Genomic DNA, 16,297 nt, shown 5'->3' with positions numbered 1-16,297 from the left:
ATGACCCTGACCTTGCGTACCCTTGGCCTTAGCGCCGCCGCCCTCGCCATCGTTGGGGGGCTGGCATTTACCGCGATGCGGACCGACCCTGTGCCGGTCGATCTGGGGCAGGTGACGCGCGGCGCGCTGTCGGTGACGGTGAACGCCGATGGCAAAACGCGCATCCGCGACCTGTACGAAGTCTCTGCCCCGATCGCCGGGACCGTCCTGCGCCTGCCGGTGCATGTGGGCGACAGGGTCAATGCGGGGGACGTGGTGGCGCAGGTGGAGCCGGCCACGCCGACGCTGCTGGATGCCCGGTCGCGCGCGCAGGCCGAAGCGGCTTTGCACGAGGCCGAGGCCTCGGTCCAATATGCGCGGGCAGAAGTGACGCGGACCGAAGCGGCGCAGGCCTATGCTCAGACGCAATTCACCCGCACGCAGGCCTTGGTGGATCGCGGCGCGGCGTCGCTGACCGCGCTGGAGGATGCCAGCCAGCGGTTAACCTTGGCGCAGGCCGGGGCGCAGTCGGCGGTGGCGCAGCTCGAGATGTCTTTGGCGGCCGTCGAAAGCGCGCGGGCGGTCTTGGTTACGCCTGAACAGGTCAGCGGGGCGACGGCGTGCTGCATGGCCTTAACCGCGCCTGTGGACGGCGTTGTCGTTGATATCACGGATGAAAACGCGCGGCCCGTGGTGGCGGGGGCGCAGCTTTTGTCCATCGGCGATCCGTCTGATCTAGAGATCGTGGTCGACCTGCTGTCGTCCGAAGCAACCCGGCTGAAACCCGGCGCGCGGGCCAGTGTCGAACGCTGGGGCGGCGATCCGCTGGAGGCGGAGTTAACCTTGATCGAACCCGCCGCGCGCACCGTCGTCTCGGCCCTTGGGATCGAGGAACAGCGGGTGGATGCGATCCTTGATCTCACCTCGTCGCCCGAGGCGTGGAAGGGCTTGGGGCAGGGGTTCGCGGCCTTTGTCAGGATAGAGGAATGGCGCAGCGACGACACGCTGCTGATCCCGCTTTCGGCGATTTTCCGGCGAGACGGAGCGTGGTTCACCTATGCGGTCGAGGATGGCGTGGCCCAAGAGGTGTCGATCCAGATCGGGCGGCGCGACGGGCAAATGGCGCAACTGCTGCAAGGGCTCGGCGAAGGCGCGCAGATCGTTCTGCACCCGCCTGACACGGTGGCGGACGGGGTCGCCGTTGCGCCCCGCCTGCGGCAGTAACCTAGCCCGCGATCAAACCGAGACCTTTTTCAGCAGAACGTCGCGCGGGGTGTCGGCCTTGGTCGCGTCGTGGATCACCGCGCCGCGTTCCAGCGCCACGAAGTGATCGCCCAGATCAAAGGCGAAATCAAAGAACTGCTCCACCAGAACGATGGCCATATCGCCCTTGTCGCGCAGGTATTTGATGACCTCGCCGATCTGCTTGATGATGTTGGGCTGGATGCCTTCGGTCGGCTCGTCCAACAGCAAAAGCGTCGGTTTCGCCACCAGCGCGCGGGCAATCGCCAGCTGTTGCTGCTGCCCGCCGGACAGGTCTCCGCCGCGGCGATGCAGGAAGTCCTTGAGGATCGGGAACAGCTCAAAGATCTCGTCGGGGACAAAATGCTCGGACTTGGGCAGGCAGGCAAAGCCCGTTTCCAAATTCTCGCGCACCGTCATCAGCGGAAAGACATCGCGGCCCTGCGGCACATAGCCGACGCCCAGCTGCGCGCGATTGTAGGCGGGCATCCCCTTGGGCATGTCGTGGCCGTTCAGCGTCATATCCCCGCCAGAGCGCGGGTGGGTGCCGGAAATCGCCTTGAGCAAGGACGTCTTGCCGACGCCGTTGGTGCCCATCAGGCAGGTGATCGCGCCGGGTTTGGCCTGCATCGAGATGTCGTACAGGATCTGGCTATGGCCGTAGTGCAGCGTCAAATTTTCAATGTTCAGCATGGTTTAGCGCCCCAGATAGACGTCGATGACTTGCGGGTCTTTGGTGACGTGGTCGATGGACCCTTCGGCCAGAACCGAGCCTTCGTTCAGCACGGTCACCTTGCAGTTCAGGCGGCGCACGAACTCCATATCGTGTTCCACGACCACCACGGCGCGGGTTTTAGCGGCCTCAACAAGCATCTCTGTGGTCTTTTCACGCTCGGCGGGCGTCATGCCAGCGGCGGGTTCATCGACCAACAGCAGACGCGGCTCCTGCGCCAGCAGCATCCCGATTTCCAGCCACTGTTTCTGGCCGTGCGACAGCTCTCCCGCCGGGCGAGTCAGGCTATCAGATAGGCCGATCTGTTCGGCGAGCGCTTCGATCCGCTCGGCCCCGCGCTTGGTTTTCTTGTAGAACAAGACGTCAAACGGCCCACGCGGGTTCTTCAGCGCCATGGCGAGGTTCTCGCGCACGGTTTGCGCCTCGAACACCGTGGGTTTCTGGAACTTGCGGCCCACGCCTTCGCGGGCGATCTGGCTTTCGGACAGGCCCAGCAGCGAGATGTTGTTGTCGCCCCAGGTGACGCGCCCCTCGTCGGGTTTGGTCTTGCCGGTGACGATGTCCATAAAGGTCGTCTTGCCCGCGCCGTTTGGCCCGATGATGGCGCGCATTTCCGGCTCGCCGATCTGGAAGGACAGGTTGTTGATCGCCTTGAACCCGTCAAAGGTCACCGAGACGCCGGACATTTCAAGAAGCGTGCTCATGCTTTCTTTCCTTTGAGTTTGTCGACCAGACCGCCAAGGCCTTGGGGGGCGAGCAAGGTCACCGCGACAAAGGACAGGCCCAGCAGCACCAGCCACCAGTCGGTCCACTTGATGGTGTAGACGCCAAGGTTGATGTCAGGCGCGCTGCCGCCGGTGAACCAGCTGGACGCGAGGGTGACAAAGACGGTGCCAAGGACCGCGCCATACAGGCGTCCGCGCCCGCCGATGGCCACCCAAACCGCGAGGTAGATTGACGCGATGGGGGCGATTTCGGCGGGGTTGATGATGCCCGCTTGGGGGTAGTACAGCGCGCCGGCGATGCCCGCGACAATGGCGGTCAGGGTAAAGACGAACAGCTTGTAGCTTTCGACGTGGTAGCCAAGGAAGCGCACGCGCGCCTCGTCGTCGCGGATGGCGCGGATCACGCTGCCCATCTTGCCCGACACGACCCAGGCGAACAGCACGTAGCCCAGTGCCAGCGCCAGCGCCGAGGCCCAGAAGAACGCCATAGAGATCATCGCCTGCGGGGTTTCTTCAAAGCCGGGGATGTTTTGCAGGCCGGACAGGCCGTTGTTGCCGCGCAGACCGCTGTCGTTCTGGAACAGGTACAGCGACAGCGCCAGCGTCATGGCTTGGGTCAGGATCGACAGGTACACGCCGGTGACGCGCGAACGGAAGGCGAGCCAGCCAAAGACCAGCGCCAAGAGACCCGGCACCAGCACCACCATCAGCAGTTGCAGCGGCAGCGAATGCGCAAACATCCAGATCGCCGGGAACTCGGATGCGCCCACCACGCCAAAGATCTGGCTGGCGACCGCGTCGGACAGCTCTGCCGGGGTGGGGGGGATCGCCTGGGCGGCAAGGCTGTTCGCCACGATGGTTTCGGTGCGCGCGTACATCAGCCACATGCCGATGGCGTAGCCGCCGATGCCGAAGAACGCGAAATGGCCCAGCGACAGGATCCCGCAATAGCCCCAGACCACGTCCATGGCGATGGCGATCAGGCACAGGCACAGCGTTTTGCCCAAAGTCTTGACGAAAGAGGTGGAAATCAACCCGGTGCCGGTCGCCTCGGAAAAGACGGTCACAAGCAGAGTGAACAGGCCGAGAATGGCGATGAACCACATCACCGACGGGTTCCGGGCGAGGAAAGAGCGGTTCATTGCGCGGCCTCCAACGCTTTGGTCATGAAAACGGAATGCGGATCAAGGACATAGTCCCCGAACGGCGCGCATTCGGTAAAGCCGTGCGCCTTGTATAGCGCACGCGCAGCGGCGAAATCGGGGTGTACGCCGGTTTCCAGCCACAGGGTTTTGAGCCCCTTGGCCTTTGCGGCGGCGATGATCGTGCCCAGCATGGCCTTGGCGATGCCCTGGCCGCGGGCGCTGGCGCGGGTGTGCATGGATTTGATCTCTCCATCGTCCTCGGACAGCTGTTTCAACGCGCCCATGCCGATGGCCGTCTCGCCCTCCTGCACCACCCAGACGGTGATGTCCGGGGTAAACAGGCGCGAGACCGGCAGGCGGTGACAGCTTTCAGCGGGCGCGGTGCCATCGCAAAAGGTGGTGTGCGTGTCCACGAGCGCTTCGAACGCCGGGGTCGGGGCGGGCAGGATGTTGATTTGCATGGATCAATCCCCCGCCGCGCGGCCCTTGAGGGCGACGATGCCCTTGGGACGGAACTGGATGAACAGGATGATAAAGAGGATCATATAGGTCTGCGCCGCCAGCGTGTTGGACGGGTTGAGGAATTCGATCCCCTTTTGCAGGCCGCCAATCATCGCAGCCCCCGCCAGCGTGCCCCAGACGTTGCCAACGCCGCCGACCACCACGGTCATAAAGCTTTGGACGATGTAGTCGGCCCCCATCTCAGAGGTCACTTTCGCATAGAGGCCGATGGCCACACCCGCGATCCCGGCGATGCCCGACCCGAGGCCAAAGGTCATCATCTTGATCTTGTCGGGGTTGATCCCCATCGAGGCCGCCATGCGCGGGTTCTGAGTCACGGCGCGCACTTCCAGCCCCAGACGGGTCTTTTTCAGAATGAACAGCAGCAGCCCGAGGAACAGCGCCGCCAGCACGAAAATCGCGATGCGGATATAGCTGATCGAGATCACGTCATTGATGACCCAGGCGCCATCCAGCCACCCCGGAGAGGTCAGCGGCCGCGCCTGCGTGCCAAAGATGTTCTTGGCCAGCTGTTGCAGCGCGATGGACACGCCAAAGGTCGCCAGCAGGGTTTCCAGCGGGCGGTTATACAGCCAGCGGATCACCAGACGCTCCATGGCGACGCCAGCGGCAAAGGTGATGATGAACGCCAGCGGCAGCGCCACGATCAGCGACAAGGTGTAGTTGGTGATGAACTGCTGCACCACGTAGCCGGTGTAGGCGCCCATCATGATGAACTCGCCATGCGCCATGTTGATGACGCCCATGACGCCAAAGGTGATGGCAAGGCCAATCGCCGCAAGGAAATAGATCGAAGCCAGCGAGATGGCATCCAGCGTCAGGTCCGCCCCTTGGCTTAGCGCGACGCGGGTCTGCACCGACTTTTGCGCAGCCTCTGCGGCGTCGGTGATGGCTGCGCTAGGTTCCACGTAGGCGTCATAGATCGTCCAGGCGGCCAGCGTTTCGTCGATGGTCTTGGGCGTGGCGCGGGGCGGGAGGGTGCCCGCCTTGGCGAGTGAATCATAGGCCAGCAGGCGCGCGGACTGGGTGGTCAGCTGGCCCACGGCCATTCCGCCGACCTTGCCGTTTTGCACATGCGGCTCCAGCGTGCTGCGCAGGGTATCCGGGTCGATCAGGCGGGGCAGGTCGGCTTGATCGGCGATCAGGGCATAGGCTTCTGTCCGGGGCAGATCGGTGCCCGGCGTCAGGCGGCGGGCGACATTTGCGCCGGCGGGGATCTCTTGCGCGATCTCCTGACGGGTCTCAAGGATCTGCGACAGCACCGCGCGGCCATCCACCGACAGATCGTCCCCCAGCGCGGCAATCGCCGCGATGCGCTGCGGTTCGGTCTCGCCAAAGCGGGCGGTCAGGTAGTTGGCCAGCCGGGTCTTGCGCAGTTTCAGCGCGGCGTCCGGCTCGGCGGCAATAGAGGCCGTCAGCGGGCCAAGCTGCGCCGGGTCGAGGTTGCGCGAAATCGCGTCCAGCGCCTCGACGCGGCGGTTGTAATCAGGGTCGGACAGTTGGAACTGGACCAGCGCTTCGCCAATGGCCCGGCGCACACCGCCGTTCGGCTTGACCTGTTTCAACGTGCCGGGGTCGACGCCTTCGGCTACGGGATCACCGCTGGCAATGTCCAGCAGGGTCACGGTGTCGCCGGTGTCCTGGATGCGGAAAAACAGGCCGTCGTCCTCGCGGACGTAGACGTCTTTGTCCTGCCAGTGGTTCAGGAACGCGGGCACCTCAGGCAGGCCAGAGGCGGTCAGCGCGTCCAGCGCAGGCCCAACGCTGCTGCGCGAGGGTTTGGCGATCTGCGGCTGATGCTCTTGCAGGATGGATTGCAGGTCCTGGGCGGCGGCAAGCACGGGCAGTAATAGCAAGGCCATGGCCGTGAAAAGGGCACGGATCATAAGGTCGCCTGTCTTTTAAGGAGGGAATTTAAAAAGGGGGGAAAGGGGCGCCCCGCAACAGGGCGCCCCAAGGTCAAGATCAGTAGTTGGATTTGATCTGGACGCAGGTTTCGGTCTCGGTGTTGTACATGCCGCAGCCGAGGTCTTTCCAGTCGGACTTGAGCACAGCGGATTCCGGCAGGAAGTCGGTCCATGCGTCGCCCGGCACCGGGTCGGTCTGCGAAATGATGTCGAACTGGCCGTCGGCCTGGATTTCACCGATCAGAACCGGCTTGGCGAGGTGATGGTTCACCAGCATCTCTGCGGTGCCGCCGGTCAGGTTCGGGAAGGTCTGGCCGTACATCGCGGTGCGGACCGCGTCGACGTCGGTGGTTTCAGCCGCTTCGACCGCGTTCACCCACATGTTGAAGCCGATGTAGTGCGCTTCCATCGGGTCGTTGGTCACGCGCGCGTCGTCACCGATAAAGGCGTGCCAGTCAGAGATGAACTCGGCGTTTTCCGGCGTGTCGGCGGACATGAAGTAGTTCCACGCGGCGAGGTGACCGACGAGGTTCGAGGTGTCGAGGCCGGACAGCTCTTCTTCGCCAACCGAGAAGGCCACGACGGGGATGTCATCGGCGGAAATGCCAGCCGCTGCCAGTTCCTTGTAGAAACCGATGTTGGCGTCGCCGTTGATGGTCGAGATCACGCCGACCTGCTTGCCGTCTTCACCCAGGGCCACGACGTCCGCGACGATGGTCGCCCAGTCGGAATGACCAAAGGGGGTGTAGTTCACAAAGATGTCTTCCTCGGCGATCCCTTTGGATTTCAGGTAGGATTCGAGGATGTTGTTCGTGGTGCGCGGGTAGACATAGTCGGTGCCCAGCAGCGCGAATTTCTCGACGCCCAGCTCTTCGAGGAAGTAATCGGTGGCGGGGATTGCCTGCTGGTTGGGGGCCGCACCGGTGTAGAAGACGTTCTTCGAGGATTCTTCGCCTTCGTACTGGACGGGGTAGAACAGCAGGCCGTTCAGCTCTTCGATGACCGGCAGGACGGATTTACGGGACACCGAGGTCCAGTTGCCAAAGATCACGTCCACGTCGTGTACGGTCAGCAGCTCGCGCGCTTTTTCGGCGAACAGCGGCCAGTCAGAGGCGGGGTCGACGACGACCGCTTCGACTTCGCAGCCGAGGATGCCACCGGCTTCGTTCTGCTTGGCGACAAGCATTTCCATGGTGTCTTTCAGCGTGGTTTCGGAAATCGCCATGGTGCCGGACAGCGAGTGCAGTACGCCCACTTTGACGGGGCAATCCGCGGCGGCGGCTGCGCCTGCGATCATCGCCATGGTGGCTGCACCGGTCAGCATTTGTGTCAGTTTGGTCATTGTTGTCTCCTGGCGGGTGGTCGGTGCCCTTGCGCGCTATAGTTAAGGCGCGTAGCACTCCTCCCGCGACTCCGTGTTGCATCCCGTGTGGCGGCCCTTGTGAGGTCCAATTCGCTGGGTCGTCACACACCCTCAACCTTGGTGGCCTTTTGGCTCTTGGATCGGGCAAGACGAGTCATTCTGTGCCGCAGCGAAATGGTCAACTTTGGGTCGGGCAAAGGCTGGGGGTTGATTGGTGATGATTAATTTTTAATCTAAAATTGTTCACAATGGTGAATTTTTAATCAAAATTGCGGGGCGTGGATGTCGTTTTTGGCCGACTCATTGTCTCTGCCGGGGCACATGATGAATGAACAGGCGAAACAAGAACAAAAGGCCGCTTTGTGGTGCTGCACCTGCGAGATCATCCAACGACTCCGAAAGTGACCCAGCCGCGTGCCCAGGGGGCGCTGGATCTGGCGGTCAAACAACGGGGCGCGCGCAGTGCCATTGACCGGCTGCGCAGCCAGGGCGCGATGAAGACGCTGTTCCCGCGCAGCCGCGACATGGTGCAGGCCATTATGATTAATACGTCCGGCGGTTTGACCGGGGGCGATCACCTGACGGTGGATGCGCGCGCCGGTGCGGGGGCGGGCTTGTCCCTGACCACGCAGGCCGCCGAGCGCGCTTATCGGTCGGCCAGTGGCTTTGCCCGGATGGAAAGCACCCTGACCGTCGAGGCGGGGGCGTCGCTGTTCTGGCTGCCGCAAGAGCTGATCCTGTTCGAAGGCGCGGCGCTGCGGCGGCGGTTGACCTGTGATCTGGCGGCGGACGCGCGCTTGCTGCTGGTCGAGCCGGTGGTCTTTGGCCGCGCCGCCATGGGCGAGACCTTGCGGGACGTGCAGTTCGACGACCACATCGCTGTGCGCCGCGAAGGCGTGCCGCTTTACCACGACGCGGTGCGTCTGACCGGCGATGTCATGGCTGGGTTGCAGCGCGCGGCGATTGCGGGCGGGGCCGGGGCCATGGCAAGCTTGGTTTACGTGGCGCCCGATGCCGAGGCGTTCATGCCCAAGCTGCGCGCGTTGATGCCCGAGACCGGAGGCGCGTCGCTGATGGGGCCTGACATTCTGCTGGCGCGTCTGGTCGCCGCCGATTCATATGAGATGCGACGCCATCTGGTGCCGATGCTGGATGCGCTGAGCCAAGATACTTTGCCGACTTCATGGAGACTATAAACCGATGCAATTGACCCCGCGCGAAAAAGACAAGCTGCTGGTGGCCATGGCCGCCGAGGTGGCGCGCAAGCGATTGGCCCGCGGCGTAAAGCTGAACTACCCAGAGGCGATTGCATTGATCACCGATGCGGTGGTCGAAGGGGCGCGCGACGGGCGTTCGGTTGCGGATTTGATGCAGGCCGGGGCCGAGGTCATCACCCGCGAGCAGTGCATGGATGGCATCGCCGAGATGATCCACGAGGTGCAGGTCGAGGCGACCTTCCCCGATGGGACCAAGCTGGTGACGGTGCATGATCCGATCCGCTGAGGCGGGTGGAGAGTGCGGAATTTGGATATTTTTAAAGAGAAGAAGCAGGAGGTTGTGGTCATGAAAACGGTTGGTTTGATCCTTGCGGGTGTTGTGGCGGCGGGGCCGGCGTTGGCGCATGAGGGCGCGCATCTGCATCCGCATGGGTCCGGGTCCTGGGTGTCGGTCGTGGTGGCCTTGGGGTTGGTGTCCGTGGCGGCTTTGGTCGCTTGGGGGCGCAAATGATCCCCGGTGAGCTGTTTCCCGCAGAGGGCGAGCTTGTCCTGAATGAGGGGGCAGCGGCGATTGCGTTGATGGTGGCGAATACGGGGGATCGGCCGGTGCAGGTTGGCTCTCATTACCATTTCGCTGAGGCGAACCCGGCGCTGGAGTTTGACCGTGAGGCGGCGCGCGGGATGCGCTTGGACATCGCCGCCGGGACAGCGGTGCGGTTCGAGCCGGGGCAGCGGCGCGAAGTGCAGTTGATCCCGGTGGGCGGCGCGCGCGTCGTCTACGGCTTTAACCAAAAGGTGATGGGAGCGCTGTGATGGGCCCTTCTTATGATTGGTCGGATCCTTTCCGCATGTTCAAGGCGCAGGCCTATATCGGCGCGATGGCCATGGAGGCCGGGGCGGTGATCTGGATGCGGATGCTGGGCATGGGCGGCATGTGGATGGTGCCGCGCACCGAGAACGCCCGGATGGTGTCGGAAAAGCAGACCGCGTTTTATGCCTCTGGGCACAAGGCGATGGTCGCGGCCATGAAGGGCAAGCCTGCGGATGTGATTCTGATGGAGGCGGCGCGGCCTTTGCGCCGCAAAACCTCGGCCAATCATAAGCGTCTGACCAAGCTGGGTCCGCGCAAGCTGTGACGTATGGACCGGGCCCATGGCGTTGGCCCGGCGGATTTGAATTTTCGGTCGCAGGCGCGGCCGCCCGAAGGAGACACTCAAGATGCCCGCAACCATCAAGCGCGCCGATTATGCCGCCATGTTTGGTCCCACCACCGGCGACCGTTTGCGTCTGGCCGATACCGATCTGATCATCGAGGTCGAGCGTGACCTGACCGGCCCGTATGGCGAAGAGGTCAAGTTCGGCGGCGGCAAGGTGATCCGCGACGGCATGGGCCAGTCTCAGGTGACGCGCGCCGATGGGGCGGTGGACACCGTGATCACCAACGCTTTGATTGTCGACTGGACCGGGATCTATAAGGCCGACGTGGGTCTGAAAAACGGGCGTATCCACAAGATCGGCAAGGCGGGCAACCCCGATACGCAGCCCGGCGTGAACATCATTGTCGGTCCGGGGACCGAGGCGATTGCCGGCGAGGGGCGCATTCTGACCGCGGGCGGGATGGACAGCCACATTCACTTTATCTGCCCGCAACAGATTGATGACGCTTTGCATTCCGGCCTGACCACCATGCTCGGCGGCGGCACTGGCCCGGCGCATGGAACGCTGGCGACCACCTGTACGCCGGGGCCGTGGCACATTGGGCGGATGATCCAGGCAGCGGACGCCTTTCCCATGAACCTTGCGTTCGCGGGCAAGGGGAACGCGTCCTTGCCTGCCGCTTTGGAAGAGCAGATCAAGGGTGGCGCCTGCGCGCTGAAACTGCACGAGGACTGGGGGACAACCCCCGGCGCCATCGACTGTTGCCTTGGGGTGGCGGACGACTGGGACGTGCAGGTGATGATCCACACCGACACGCTGAACGAGTCCGGTTTCGTGGAAAACACCGTCGCGGCGATGAAGGGCCGGACGATCCACGCCTTCCACACCGAAGGGGCAGGCGGAGGTCACGCGCCGGACATCATCAAGATTTGCGGTGACGCCAATGTCTTGCCGTCCTCGACCAACCCGACGCGGCCCTTCACCGTGAACACCATCGAGGAACATCTCGATATGCTCATGGTCTGCCACCATCTGGACAAGTCGATCCCCGAGGATGTGGCCTTTGCCGAGAGCCGTATCCGCCGCGAGACCATCGCCGCAGAGGATATCCTGCACGACATGGGCGCTTTCAGCATCATCGCGTCGGACAGTCAGGCCATGGGCCGTGTGGGCGAGGTGCTGATCCGCACGTGGCAGACCGCCGACAAGATGAAGAAGCAGCGCGGGCGTCTGGCCGAGGAAACGGGCGACAACGATAACTTCCGCGTGCGCCGCTACATTGCGAAATACACGATCAACCCGGCAATTGCCCACGGCATCGGCCACGAGATCGGCAGTATCGAAGAGGGCAAGCGCGCCGACCTGGTGCTGTGGAACCCGGCGTTCTTTGGCGTCAAGCCCGAGATGGTCTTGATCGGCGGCACCATTGCCTGCGCGCAGATGGGCGACCCGAACGCTTCGATCCCGACGCCGCAGCCGGTCTATTCGCGCGCCATGTTCGGCGCTTATGGGCGCTCGGTGGAAAATTCGGCGGTGGTGTTCGTGTCGGAGGCGGCGCAGCAGGACGGCTTGGCCGACAAGCTGGGGATCGCGAAAAAGACGCTGGCGGTGAAAAACACCCGCGGCATCGGCAAGAAAGACCTCAAGCTGAACGATGCCCTGCCGCATGTCGAAGTGAACCCCGAAACCTACGAAGTGCGCGCAGATGGCGAGTTGCTTACCTGTCAGCCCGCCACCGAGCTGCCCATGGCGCAGCGCTATTTCCTGTTCTAAGGGGCTTGGCCCGCGCGCAGAATTGGGGTTCGTTGGGGGAAACCCTCGCGCCCCATCCGCGCGGGCCGTACCAATATGAAAGGTCCACCGATGATCCGTACCCTTGCCCTTTTGGCCCTGCTGCCGGGTGCAGCGCTTGCCCAGTGCCCCACCGCCGCCGATCTGGAAACCGGCATCCGCTTTCAGGTGGATGAAAACGACATCGAGATTTTCACCAATCTGACCGAAGACGTGGTGCAGTCTGACTTTTGGGCGGGCGGCGAGCCGATGGAAGGCTCTGTCTCGCAGTATTCGCGCACCGGCTACCTGTTGCAGTTCGTCTCGCGCGAAGGTGGCGAGATCAAGCCGGAGTGGCGCACGACCTATGCCTTTCCCTATGCGCCCGGTGATCTGCCGGTCTTGCAGCCGGGGGACAGCTTTCAGTGGGACGTGATGATGCGCAATCAGGACGGCCTGATGAAGGAAAACCACCTGTTCGAAGTGCAAGCCCCGGTGCAGCGCACCTATGGCAACTGCACCTACGAGGTGATCCCTTACTCGGTGACTTACGTGGACGGTTCGGACAAGCCGAACAAGGACACGATGGATTACCTGCCGGGTCTGGGGGTGACCTTGTGGGTCGAAACCACGTGGGATGGCACCACTGACGTGATGGAATACAAGCTGCTGGAAGGTGGGCAATGACGACGCTGCCTGTTGCGCAGACCCTGCACCGCAAGGGCCATTGGTCCGGCGCGGCGGACGTGGTGACGCTGGATTATGACGACCGGTTCCTGCGGCGCAAGCGGCTGGTGACCGACGGGGGCGCGGCCTTTGTCGTTGATCTGGAAAAGACCACGTCCTTGGATGCGGGCGATGCTTTGGAGCTGGGCGATGGCCGCTTGGTCGAGGTGCGCGCCGCCCCCGAGGCGGTCTTGGTGGTGCGCGGGGGCAACCTTGCGCGGCTGGCGTGGCACATCGGCAACCGGCACACGCCCTGCCAGATCGAAAGCGATCACGTGCTGATCCAGCGCGATCCGGTGATCCGGCATATGCTGGAGCATCTGGACGCCGAGGTGAGCGAGGCCGAGATGCCCTTTACCCCCGAAGGTGGGGCCTATGGGCACGGGCGGACGCACAGCCACGAACATGGGCACAGCGCGCATGCGCATTCACACGACCATGATCACGACCACGGGCATACGCACGACCATGCCCATTGACGCCAACCTGCTGACCCTGACGCAATGGCTGTCCCCGGCTTATCCGGTGGGGGCCTTTGCCTATTCGCACGGACTAGAGGCGGCTGTGGCGCAGGCTTGGGTGTCGGATGAGGCCAGCTTGCAGGCGTGGCTGACGGACATCGTGACCCAAGGCTCGGGCCACACCGATGCCGTCTGGATCTGGCGCGCGTTTGAGGCCGAGGATGTGGCCGAGGTTGACGCCTTGGCCCGCGCCTATCAACCATCCGCCGAGCGTCTGCGAGAGGCAGAGCGGCAGGGGATGGCCTTTGCCCGCACCACCCGCGACGTCTGGGGCTTGGACCTGCCCGACCTGCTGTTGCCGGTGGCTTTGGGCCGGGCGGCGCGGCTGAAAGGGATGGACCCCAGCGCCGTGACCGCCCTGTATTTGCACAGCTTTTCGTCGAATCTGGTGTCCGCCGCACAGCGCCTGATGCCGCTTGGGCAGACGCGCGGGCAGGCGGTTTTGGCGGCGCTGACCCCGATCTGCACCCAGACCGCCGAGGCCGCACAGGGCGCCGAGCCCTTCTCGAACGCCTTCCTGTCGGACATCGCGGCGATGCAACATGAAACCCTGGAACCAAGGCTTTTCCAATCATGACCAAGATGAATGGCCCGCTGCGTGTGGGCATTGGCGGCCCCGTCGGCGCGGGCAAGACAACCCTGACCGCGCGGCTGGCTGAACGGCTGAAAAACGACTTCTCGATCGGGGTGATCACCAACGACATTTACACCCAAGAGGACGCCGAGGCGCTGATGCGGATGCAGATCCTGCCGTCGGACCGGGTGATCGGGGTGGAGACCGGCGGTTGCCCGCATACGGCGATCCGCGAGGATGCCTCGATCAATCTTGCCGCCGTGGCCGAGATGGAAAAGCGCCACCCGGACGTGCAGATCGTGCTGATCGAAAGCGGCGGCGACAACCTGTCGGCGACCTTCAGTCCCGAGCTGGCGGATTTCACCGTCTACGTGATCGACGTGGCCGCAGGCGAGGAAATCCCGCGCAAGGGCGGCCCCGCCATCACCAAATCTGACCTGCTGGTGATCAACAAGGTGGACCTCGCGCCGCATGTGGGGGCCTCGCTCGAGGTGATGGAACGCGACGCGACTCGGGTCCGTGCGGGGCGTCCGTTCACCTTTACGGCGTTGCGCCATTCCCAAGGTGCGGACGACGTCGCCCGCCAAATCGTGGAAATGGCCGGGTTGTAACGCCTTTCCAAACGTAAAATTTCAGCACACCCGCCTTGGCCACCTGCGCCGGGGCGGGTTTTTACGGTGCGCTAACCTTTTGAAAAATAAACGATAGGCCGCAAGGTGGCGCAAAAATTCTTTTCCGACTAAAAAAATCGGGATTGACCAATCTGACAAAAACAGTCAGCTAATGACCTGTAGCGAACGAACAGGACATGGACATGCAACGCAAAGACGCAAAGGCGCGCGACCCTTTGGCCGATCTGGCCTTTGGCCTGCGCGAAGTATGGGCAGGCCCCTCGGGCGGTGTGACCTTTTGGGACCGCATCGCGGATCAGTTCGAAACCGAAGGATCGCAGCGATGAGCATCCACAACCCGCCACGCGGCGGCACCCCCGTCGGCCACATCACCGAGCTTGGCCCGGTCGAGGCGGCCTCTGTCGTTTACATGCGCCTGTGGACCGAGGACGCCGGGATGCGCGACCTGATGCAGATCGAATTTGTCCACGCGCTGGGGGCCGAGGATGGCGCGCGCGCCGCCGATGCCTTGTCGCAGATTGCCGGGCTGATGGCGACCTATGGCCGCCGCCCGCTGATGCGGCACTCTGTCGGGTGCAAATGTCTGGGCGCGGATGAGGCGTGCTTTGCCAACCTGATCGGCAGCGCCTGCGATGGCGCGATGGAAGACGCGATGCTCATGGCGACGCTGATGGTGCGGGCCGATTACGCCCCGGCGCTGGCGTCGCTGGCGCAGACGCTGGGGGTGGCGCTGCGGCAGATGTCGCAGGTGCCGCTAAGCCCGACCCCGACGCTGCATTGAATAGATAAAAAGGAAACGCGAGAGATGAAACAGACAGTGACGGCCATGGCCTTGGCCCTGACAGCAACGCAGGCATGGGCCGACAAGGCCGCCGTGTTGGACAATTACGCCGATATTGCGCAAGCGGCTTATGAAGACAGCCTGACCCGCGCACAGGATCTGCAAGCGGCGGTGGATGCCCTGCTGGCGGACCCGTCGGCGCAGACGTTGACCGCGGCGCGCAGCGCTTGGATCAAGGCCCGCGTGCCCTATCAGCAGACCGAGGCGTTCCGCTTTGGTAACCCGATTGTCGACGACTGGGAAGGCAAGGTGAACGCCTGGCCGCTGGACGAAGGCCTGATCGACTACGTGGATGCCTCCTACGGCGGGGCGACGGACGAAAACGAATACGCGGCGCTGAACGTGATCGCGACGCCGACCTTCACCCTGTCGGGGCAAGAGATCGACGCGACGCAGATCACCCCGGCGCTGCTGGCGGACACCTTGCAAGAGGCCGACGCGGTCGAGGCGAACGTGGCCACCGGCTATCACGCCATCGAGTTCCTGCTGTGGGGGCAAGACCTGAACGGCACCGATCACGGCGCGGGCGACCGTCCCTTTACCGACTTTGCGGCGGGCGAGGCCTGCACGGGTGGCAATTGCGACCGCCGGGGCCAGTACCTGCAAGCGGCGACCGAGCTGCTGATCTCTGACCTTGGCTACATGGCCGGGCAATGGGCCGAGGGCGGCGAAGCGCGCGCGGCGGTCATGGCCGACGAGGACGCCGGGATCGTGGCGATGCTGACCGGCATGGGCAGCCTGTCCTACGGCGAGCAGGCGGGTGAGCGCATGAAGCTGGGCGTCATGCTGAACGACCCCGAGGAAGAGCACGACTGCTTTTCCGACAACACGCACAACAGCCACTATTACGACGGTCTGGGCATCCGCAACGTGTACACCGGCGAATACGTGCGCGTCGACGGGCGCATCGTGTCGGGCCCAAGCCTATCCGATCTGGTGGCCGAAGCCGATCCCGCGGTGGACGCCGCGCTGACCGCGGACCTGAACAAGACGATGATCGCGCTGGGCCGGATCAAGACCGCCGCCGAAGCGGGCTTTTCCTATGACCAGATGCTCGAACGCGGCAACGAAGGCGGCGAGGCGCTGATCATGGGCGCGGTCGATGCGCTGATCCAACAGACCAAGGGGATCGAGCGCGCGGTGGCTGCGCTCGGGCTGGAGCAGATCGGCTTTGAAGGCTCGGACAGTCTGGACGATCCGAACGCTGTGTTCCAGTAAGGGATGAACCGGGGCGGCGGGCGA

General features: G+C 63.7%; 20 protein-coding genes. 14 read left to right on the top strand and 6 right to left on the bottom strand.

Annotation, left to right across the window (positions count from 1 at the left end; translation table 11 throughout):
* On the top strand, window positions 1-1,203 hold the full coding sequence (locus B9A11_RS02505) for an efflux RND transporter periplasmic adaptor subunit (protein ID WP_058246407.1): 1,203 nt from the start codon (window positions 1-3) through the stop codon (window positions 1,201-1,203).
* A gap of 12 nt (window positions 1,204-1,215) precedes the next feature.
* Here the strand turns inward: B9A11_RS02505 and urtE are convergent, their stop codons facing one another.
* The 6 genes from urtE to urtA form a co-directional block, all read right to left on the bottom strand.
* Window positions 1,216-1,914 (bottom strand): urea ABC transporter ATP-binding subunit UrtE, encoded by a 699-nt coding sequence (urtE, locus tag B9A11_RS02500; protein ID WP_058245932.1) that lies wholly within the window; start codon window positions 1,912-1,914, stop codon window positions 1,216-1,218.
* A gap of 3 nt (window positions 1,915-1,917) precedes the next feature.
* Window positions 1,918-2,658, bottom strand: coding sequence for an urea ABC transporter ATP-binding protein UrtD (gene urtD / locus B9A11_RS02495; RefSeq protein WP_058245933.1), 741 nt, complete (start codon window positions 2,656-2,658; stop codon window positions 1,918-1,920).
* Window positions 2,655-3,821 carry an urea ABC transporter permease subunit UrtC gene (gene urtC, locus B9A11_RS02490; protein ID WP_058245934.1) on the bottom strand — a complete coding sequence of 389 codons (1,167 nt, stop codon included), beginning with the start codon at window positions 3,819-3,821 and terminating at the stop codon, window positions 2,655-2,657. Before urtC ends, urtD begins: the two co-directional genes overlap by 4 nt.
* Window positions 3,818-4,285 (bottom strand): GNAT family N-acetyltransferase, encoded by a 468-nt coding sequence (locus B9A11_RS02485; RefSeq protein WP_058245935.1) that lies wholly within the window; start codon window positions 4,283-4,285, stop codon window positions 3,818-3,820. The genes urtC and B9A11_RS02485 overlap by 4 nt, the downstream gene beginning before the upstream one ends.
* 3 nt (window positions 4,286-4,288) lie before the next feature.
* Window positions 4,289-6,232: an urea ABC transporter permease subunit UrtB gene (gene urtB, locus B9A11_RS02480; protein WP_058245936.1), complete on the bottom strand. Its 1,944-nt coding sequence runs from the start codon at window positions 6,230-6,232 to the stop codon at window positions 4,289-4,291.
* Window positions 6,233-6,311: 79 nt separating this feature from the next.
* The gene (gene urtA, locus B9A11_RS02475; protein WP_058245937.1) at window positions 6,312-7,595 is read right to left on the bottom strand and encodes an urea ABC transporter substrate-binding protein; all 1,284 of its coding nucleotides are present in this window, start codon (window positions 7,593-7,595) and stop codon (window positions 6,312-6,314) included.
* Window positions 7,596-8,017: 422 nt separating this feature from the next.
* Here urtA and B9A11_RS02470 point away from each other — a divergent pair, with 422 nt between their 5' ends.
* From B9A11_RS02470 to B9A11_RS02415, 13 genes are all read left to right on the top strand, one after another.
* Entirely contained in the window at window positions 8,018-8,812 is a 795-nt protein-coding gene (locus B9A11_RS02470; protein WP_234988711.1) for an urease accessory protein UreD, read from the top strand.
* A 4-nt stretch (window positions 8,813-8,816) separates the two neighbouring features.
* A complete protein-coding gene (locus tag B9A11_RS02465; protein ID WP_058245939.1) occupies window positions 8,817-9,119 on the top strand; it encodes an urease subunit gamma in 303 nt (100 codons plus the stop codon).
* A 60-nt stretch (window positions 9,120-9,179) separates the two neighbouring features.
* The gene (locus B9A11_RS21555) at window positions 9,180-9,344 is read left to right on the top strand and encodes a hypothetical protein (RefSeq protein ID WP_186009172.1); all 165 of its coding nucleotides are present in this window, start codon (window positions 9,180-9,182) and stop codon (window positions 9,342-9,344) included.
* Window positions 9,341-9,646 (top strand): urease subunit beta, encoded by a 306-nt coding sequence (locus tag B9A11_RS02455; RefSeq protein ID WP_058245940.1) that lies wholly within the window; start codon window positions 9,341-9,343, stop codon window positions 9,644-9,646. Before B9A11_RS21555 ends, B9A11_RS02455 begins: the two co-directional genes overlap by 4 nt.
* A complete protein-coding gene (locus tag B9A11_RS02450) occupies window positions 9,646-9,969 on the top strand; it encodes a hypothetical protein (protein WP_058245941.1) in 324 nt (107 codons plus the stop codon). Before B9A11_RS02455 ends, B9A11_RS02450 begins: the two co-directional genes overlap by 1 nt.
* 82 nt (window positions 9,970-10,051) lie before the next feature.
* The gene (gene ureC / locus B9A11_RS02445; protein ID WP_058245942.1) at window positions 10,052-11,764 is read left to right on the top strand and encodes an urease subunit alpha; all 1,713 of its coding nucleotides are present in this window, start codon (window positions 10,052-10,054) and stop codon (window positions 11,762-11,764) included.
* A gap of 90 nt (window positions 11,765-11,854) precedes the next feature.
* Window positions 11,855-12,448: a hypothetical protein gene (locus B9A11_RS02440; protein ID WP_058245943.1), complete on the top strand. Its 594-nt coding sequence runs from the start codon at window positions 11,855-11,857 to the stop codon at window positions 12,446-12,448.
* Entirely contained in the window at window positions 12,445-12,966 is a 522-nt protein-coding gene (gene ureE, locus B9A11_RS02435) for an urease accessory protein UreE (RefSeq protein ID WP_058245944.1), read from the top strand. The genes B9A11_RS02440 and ureE overlap by 4 nt, the downstream gene beginning before the upstream one ends.
* Complete coding sequence (locus B9A11_RS02430; RefSeq protein ID WP_306345500.1) at window positions 12,908-13,585, top strand: urease accessory protein UreF; 678 nt, start codon at window positions 12,908-12,910, stop codon at window positions 13,583-13,585. The genes ureE and B9A11_RS02430 overlap by 59 nt, the downstream gene beginning before the upstream one ends.
* Window positions 13,582-14,193, top strand: coding sequence for an urease accessory protein UreG (ureG, locus tag B9A11_RS02425; protein WP_058245946.1), 612 nt, complete (start codon window positions 13,582-13,584; stop codon window positions 14,191-14,193). Before B9A11_RS02430 ends, ureG begins: the two co-directional genes overlap by 4 nt.
* A 203-nt stretch (window positions 14,194-14,396) precedes the next feature.
* Window positions 14,397-14,540 carry a hypothetical protein gene (locus B9A11_RS21330; protein ID WP_159452466.1) on the top strand — a complete coding sequence of 48 codons (144 nt, stop codon included), beginning with the start codon at window positions 14,397-14,399 and terminating at the stop codon, window positions 14,538-14,540.
* Window positions 14,537-14,995: a hypothetical protein gene (locus B9A11_RS02420; RefSeq protein ID WP_058245947.1), complete on the top strand. Its 459-nt coding sequence runs from the start codon at window positions 14,537-14,539 to the stop codon at window positions 14,993-14,995. The genes B9A11_RS21330 and B9A11_RS02420 overlap by 4 nt, the downstream gene beginning before the upstream one ends.
* Window positions 14,996-15,019: 24 nt before the next feature.
* Complete coding sequence (locus B9A11_RS02415) at window positions 15,020-16,273, top strand: imelysin family protein (RefSeq protein ID WP_058245948.1); 1,254 nt, start codon at window positions 15,020-15,022, stop codon at window positions 16,271-16,273.
* Window positions 16,274-16,297: the final 24 nt, after the last annotated feature.

This window comes from Tropicibacter naphthalenivorans, from assembly GCF_900176475.1.
GTDB classification, from domain to species: Bacteria; Pseudomonadota; Alphaproteobacteria; order Rhodobacterales; family Rhodobacteraceae; genus Tropicibacter; species Tropicibacter naphthalenivorans.
Note: the sequence above shows the minus strand (reverse complement) of the source record. Positions and strands in the feature narration are given on the sequence as shown.

Excerpts from the sequence above, each read along its gene's own strand:
- B9A11_RS02505 (WP_058246407.1), top strand. The coding sequence starts at position 1 with ATGACCCTGACCTTGCGTACCCTTGGCCTTAGCGCCGCCGCCCTCGCC.
- urtE (WP_058245932.1), bottom strand. The coding sequence starts at position 1,914 with ATGCTGAACATTGAAAATTTGACGCTGCACTACGGCCATAGCCAGATC.
- urtD (WP_058245933.1), bottom strand. The coding sequence starts at position 2,658 with ATGAGCACGCTTCTTGAAATGTCCGGCGTCTCGGTGACCTTTGACGGG.
- urtC (WP_058245934.1), bottom strand. The coding sequence starts at position 3,821 with ATGAACCGCTCTTTCCTCGCCCGGAACCCGTCGGTGATGTGGTTCATC.
- B9A11_RS02485 (WP_058245935.1), bottom strand. The coding sequence starts at position 4,285 with ATGCAAATCAACATCCTGCCCGCCCCGACCCCGGCGTTCGAAGCGCTC.
- urtB (WP_058245936.1), bottom strand. The coding sequence starts at position 6,232 with ATGATCCGTGCCCTTTTCACGGCCATGGCCTTGCTATTACTGCCCGTG.
- urtA (WP_058245937.1), bottom strand. The coding sequence starts at position 7,595 with ATGACCAAACTGACACAAATGCTGACCGGTGCAGCCACCATGGCGATG.
- B9A11_RS02465 (WP_058245939.1), top strand. The coding sequence starts at position 8,817 with ATGCAATTGACCCCGCGCGAAAAAGACAAGCTGCTGGTGGCCATGGCC.
- B9A11_RS21555 (WP_186009172.1), top strand. The coding sequence starts at position 9,180 with ATGAAAACGGTTGGTTTGATCCTTGCGGGTGTTGTGGCGGCGGGGCCG.
- B9A11_RS02455 (WP_058245940.1), top strand. The coding sequence starts at position 9,341 with ATGATCCCCGGTGAGCTGTTTCCCGCAGAGGGCGAGCTTGTCCTGAAT.
- B9A11_RS02450 (WP_058245941.1), top strand. The coding sequence starts at position 9,646 with ATGGGCCCTTCTTATGATTGGTCGGATCCTTTCCGCATGTTCAAGGCG.
- ureC (WP_058245942.1), top strand. The coding sequence starts at position 10,052 with ATGCCCGCAACCATCAAGCGCGCCGATTATGCCGCCATGTTTGGTCCC.
- B9A11_RS02440 (WP_058245943.1), top strand. The coding sequence starts at position 11,855 with ATGATCCGTACCCTTGCCCTTTTGGCCCTGCTGCCGGGTGCAGCGCTT.
- ureE (WP_058245944.1), top strand. The coding sequence starts at position 12,445 with ATGACGACGCTGCCTGTTGCGCAGACCCTGCACCGCAAGGGCCATTGG.
- B9A11_RS02430 (WP_306345500.1), top strand. The coding sequence starts at position 12,908 with ATGCGCATTCACACGACCATGATCACGACCACGGGCATACGCACGACC.
- ureG (WP_058245946.1), top strand. The coding sequence starts at position 13,582 with ATGACCAAGATGAATGGCCCGCTGCGTGTGGGCATTGGCGGCCCCGTC.
- B9A11_RS21330 (WP_159452466.1), top strand. The coding sequence starts at position 14,397 with ATGCAACGCAAAGACGCAAAGGCGCGCGACCCTTTGGCCGATCTGGCC.
- B9A11_RS02420 (WP_058245947.1), top strand. The coding sequence starts at position 14,537 with ATGAGCATCCACAACCCGCCACGCGGCGGCACCCCCGTCGGCCACATC.
- B9A11_RS02415 (WP_058245948.1), top strand. The coding sequence starts at position 15,020 with ATGAAACAGACAGTGACGGCCATGGCCTTGGCCCTGACAGCAACGCAG.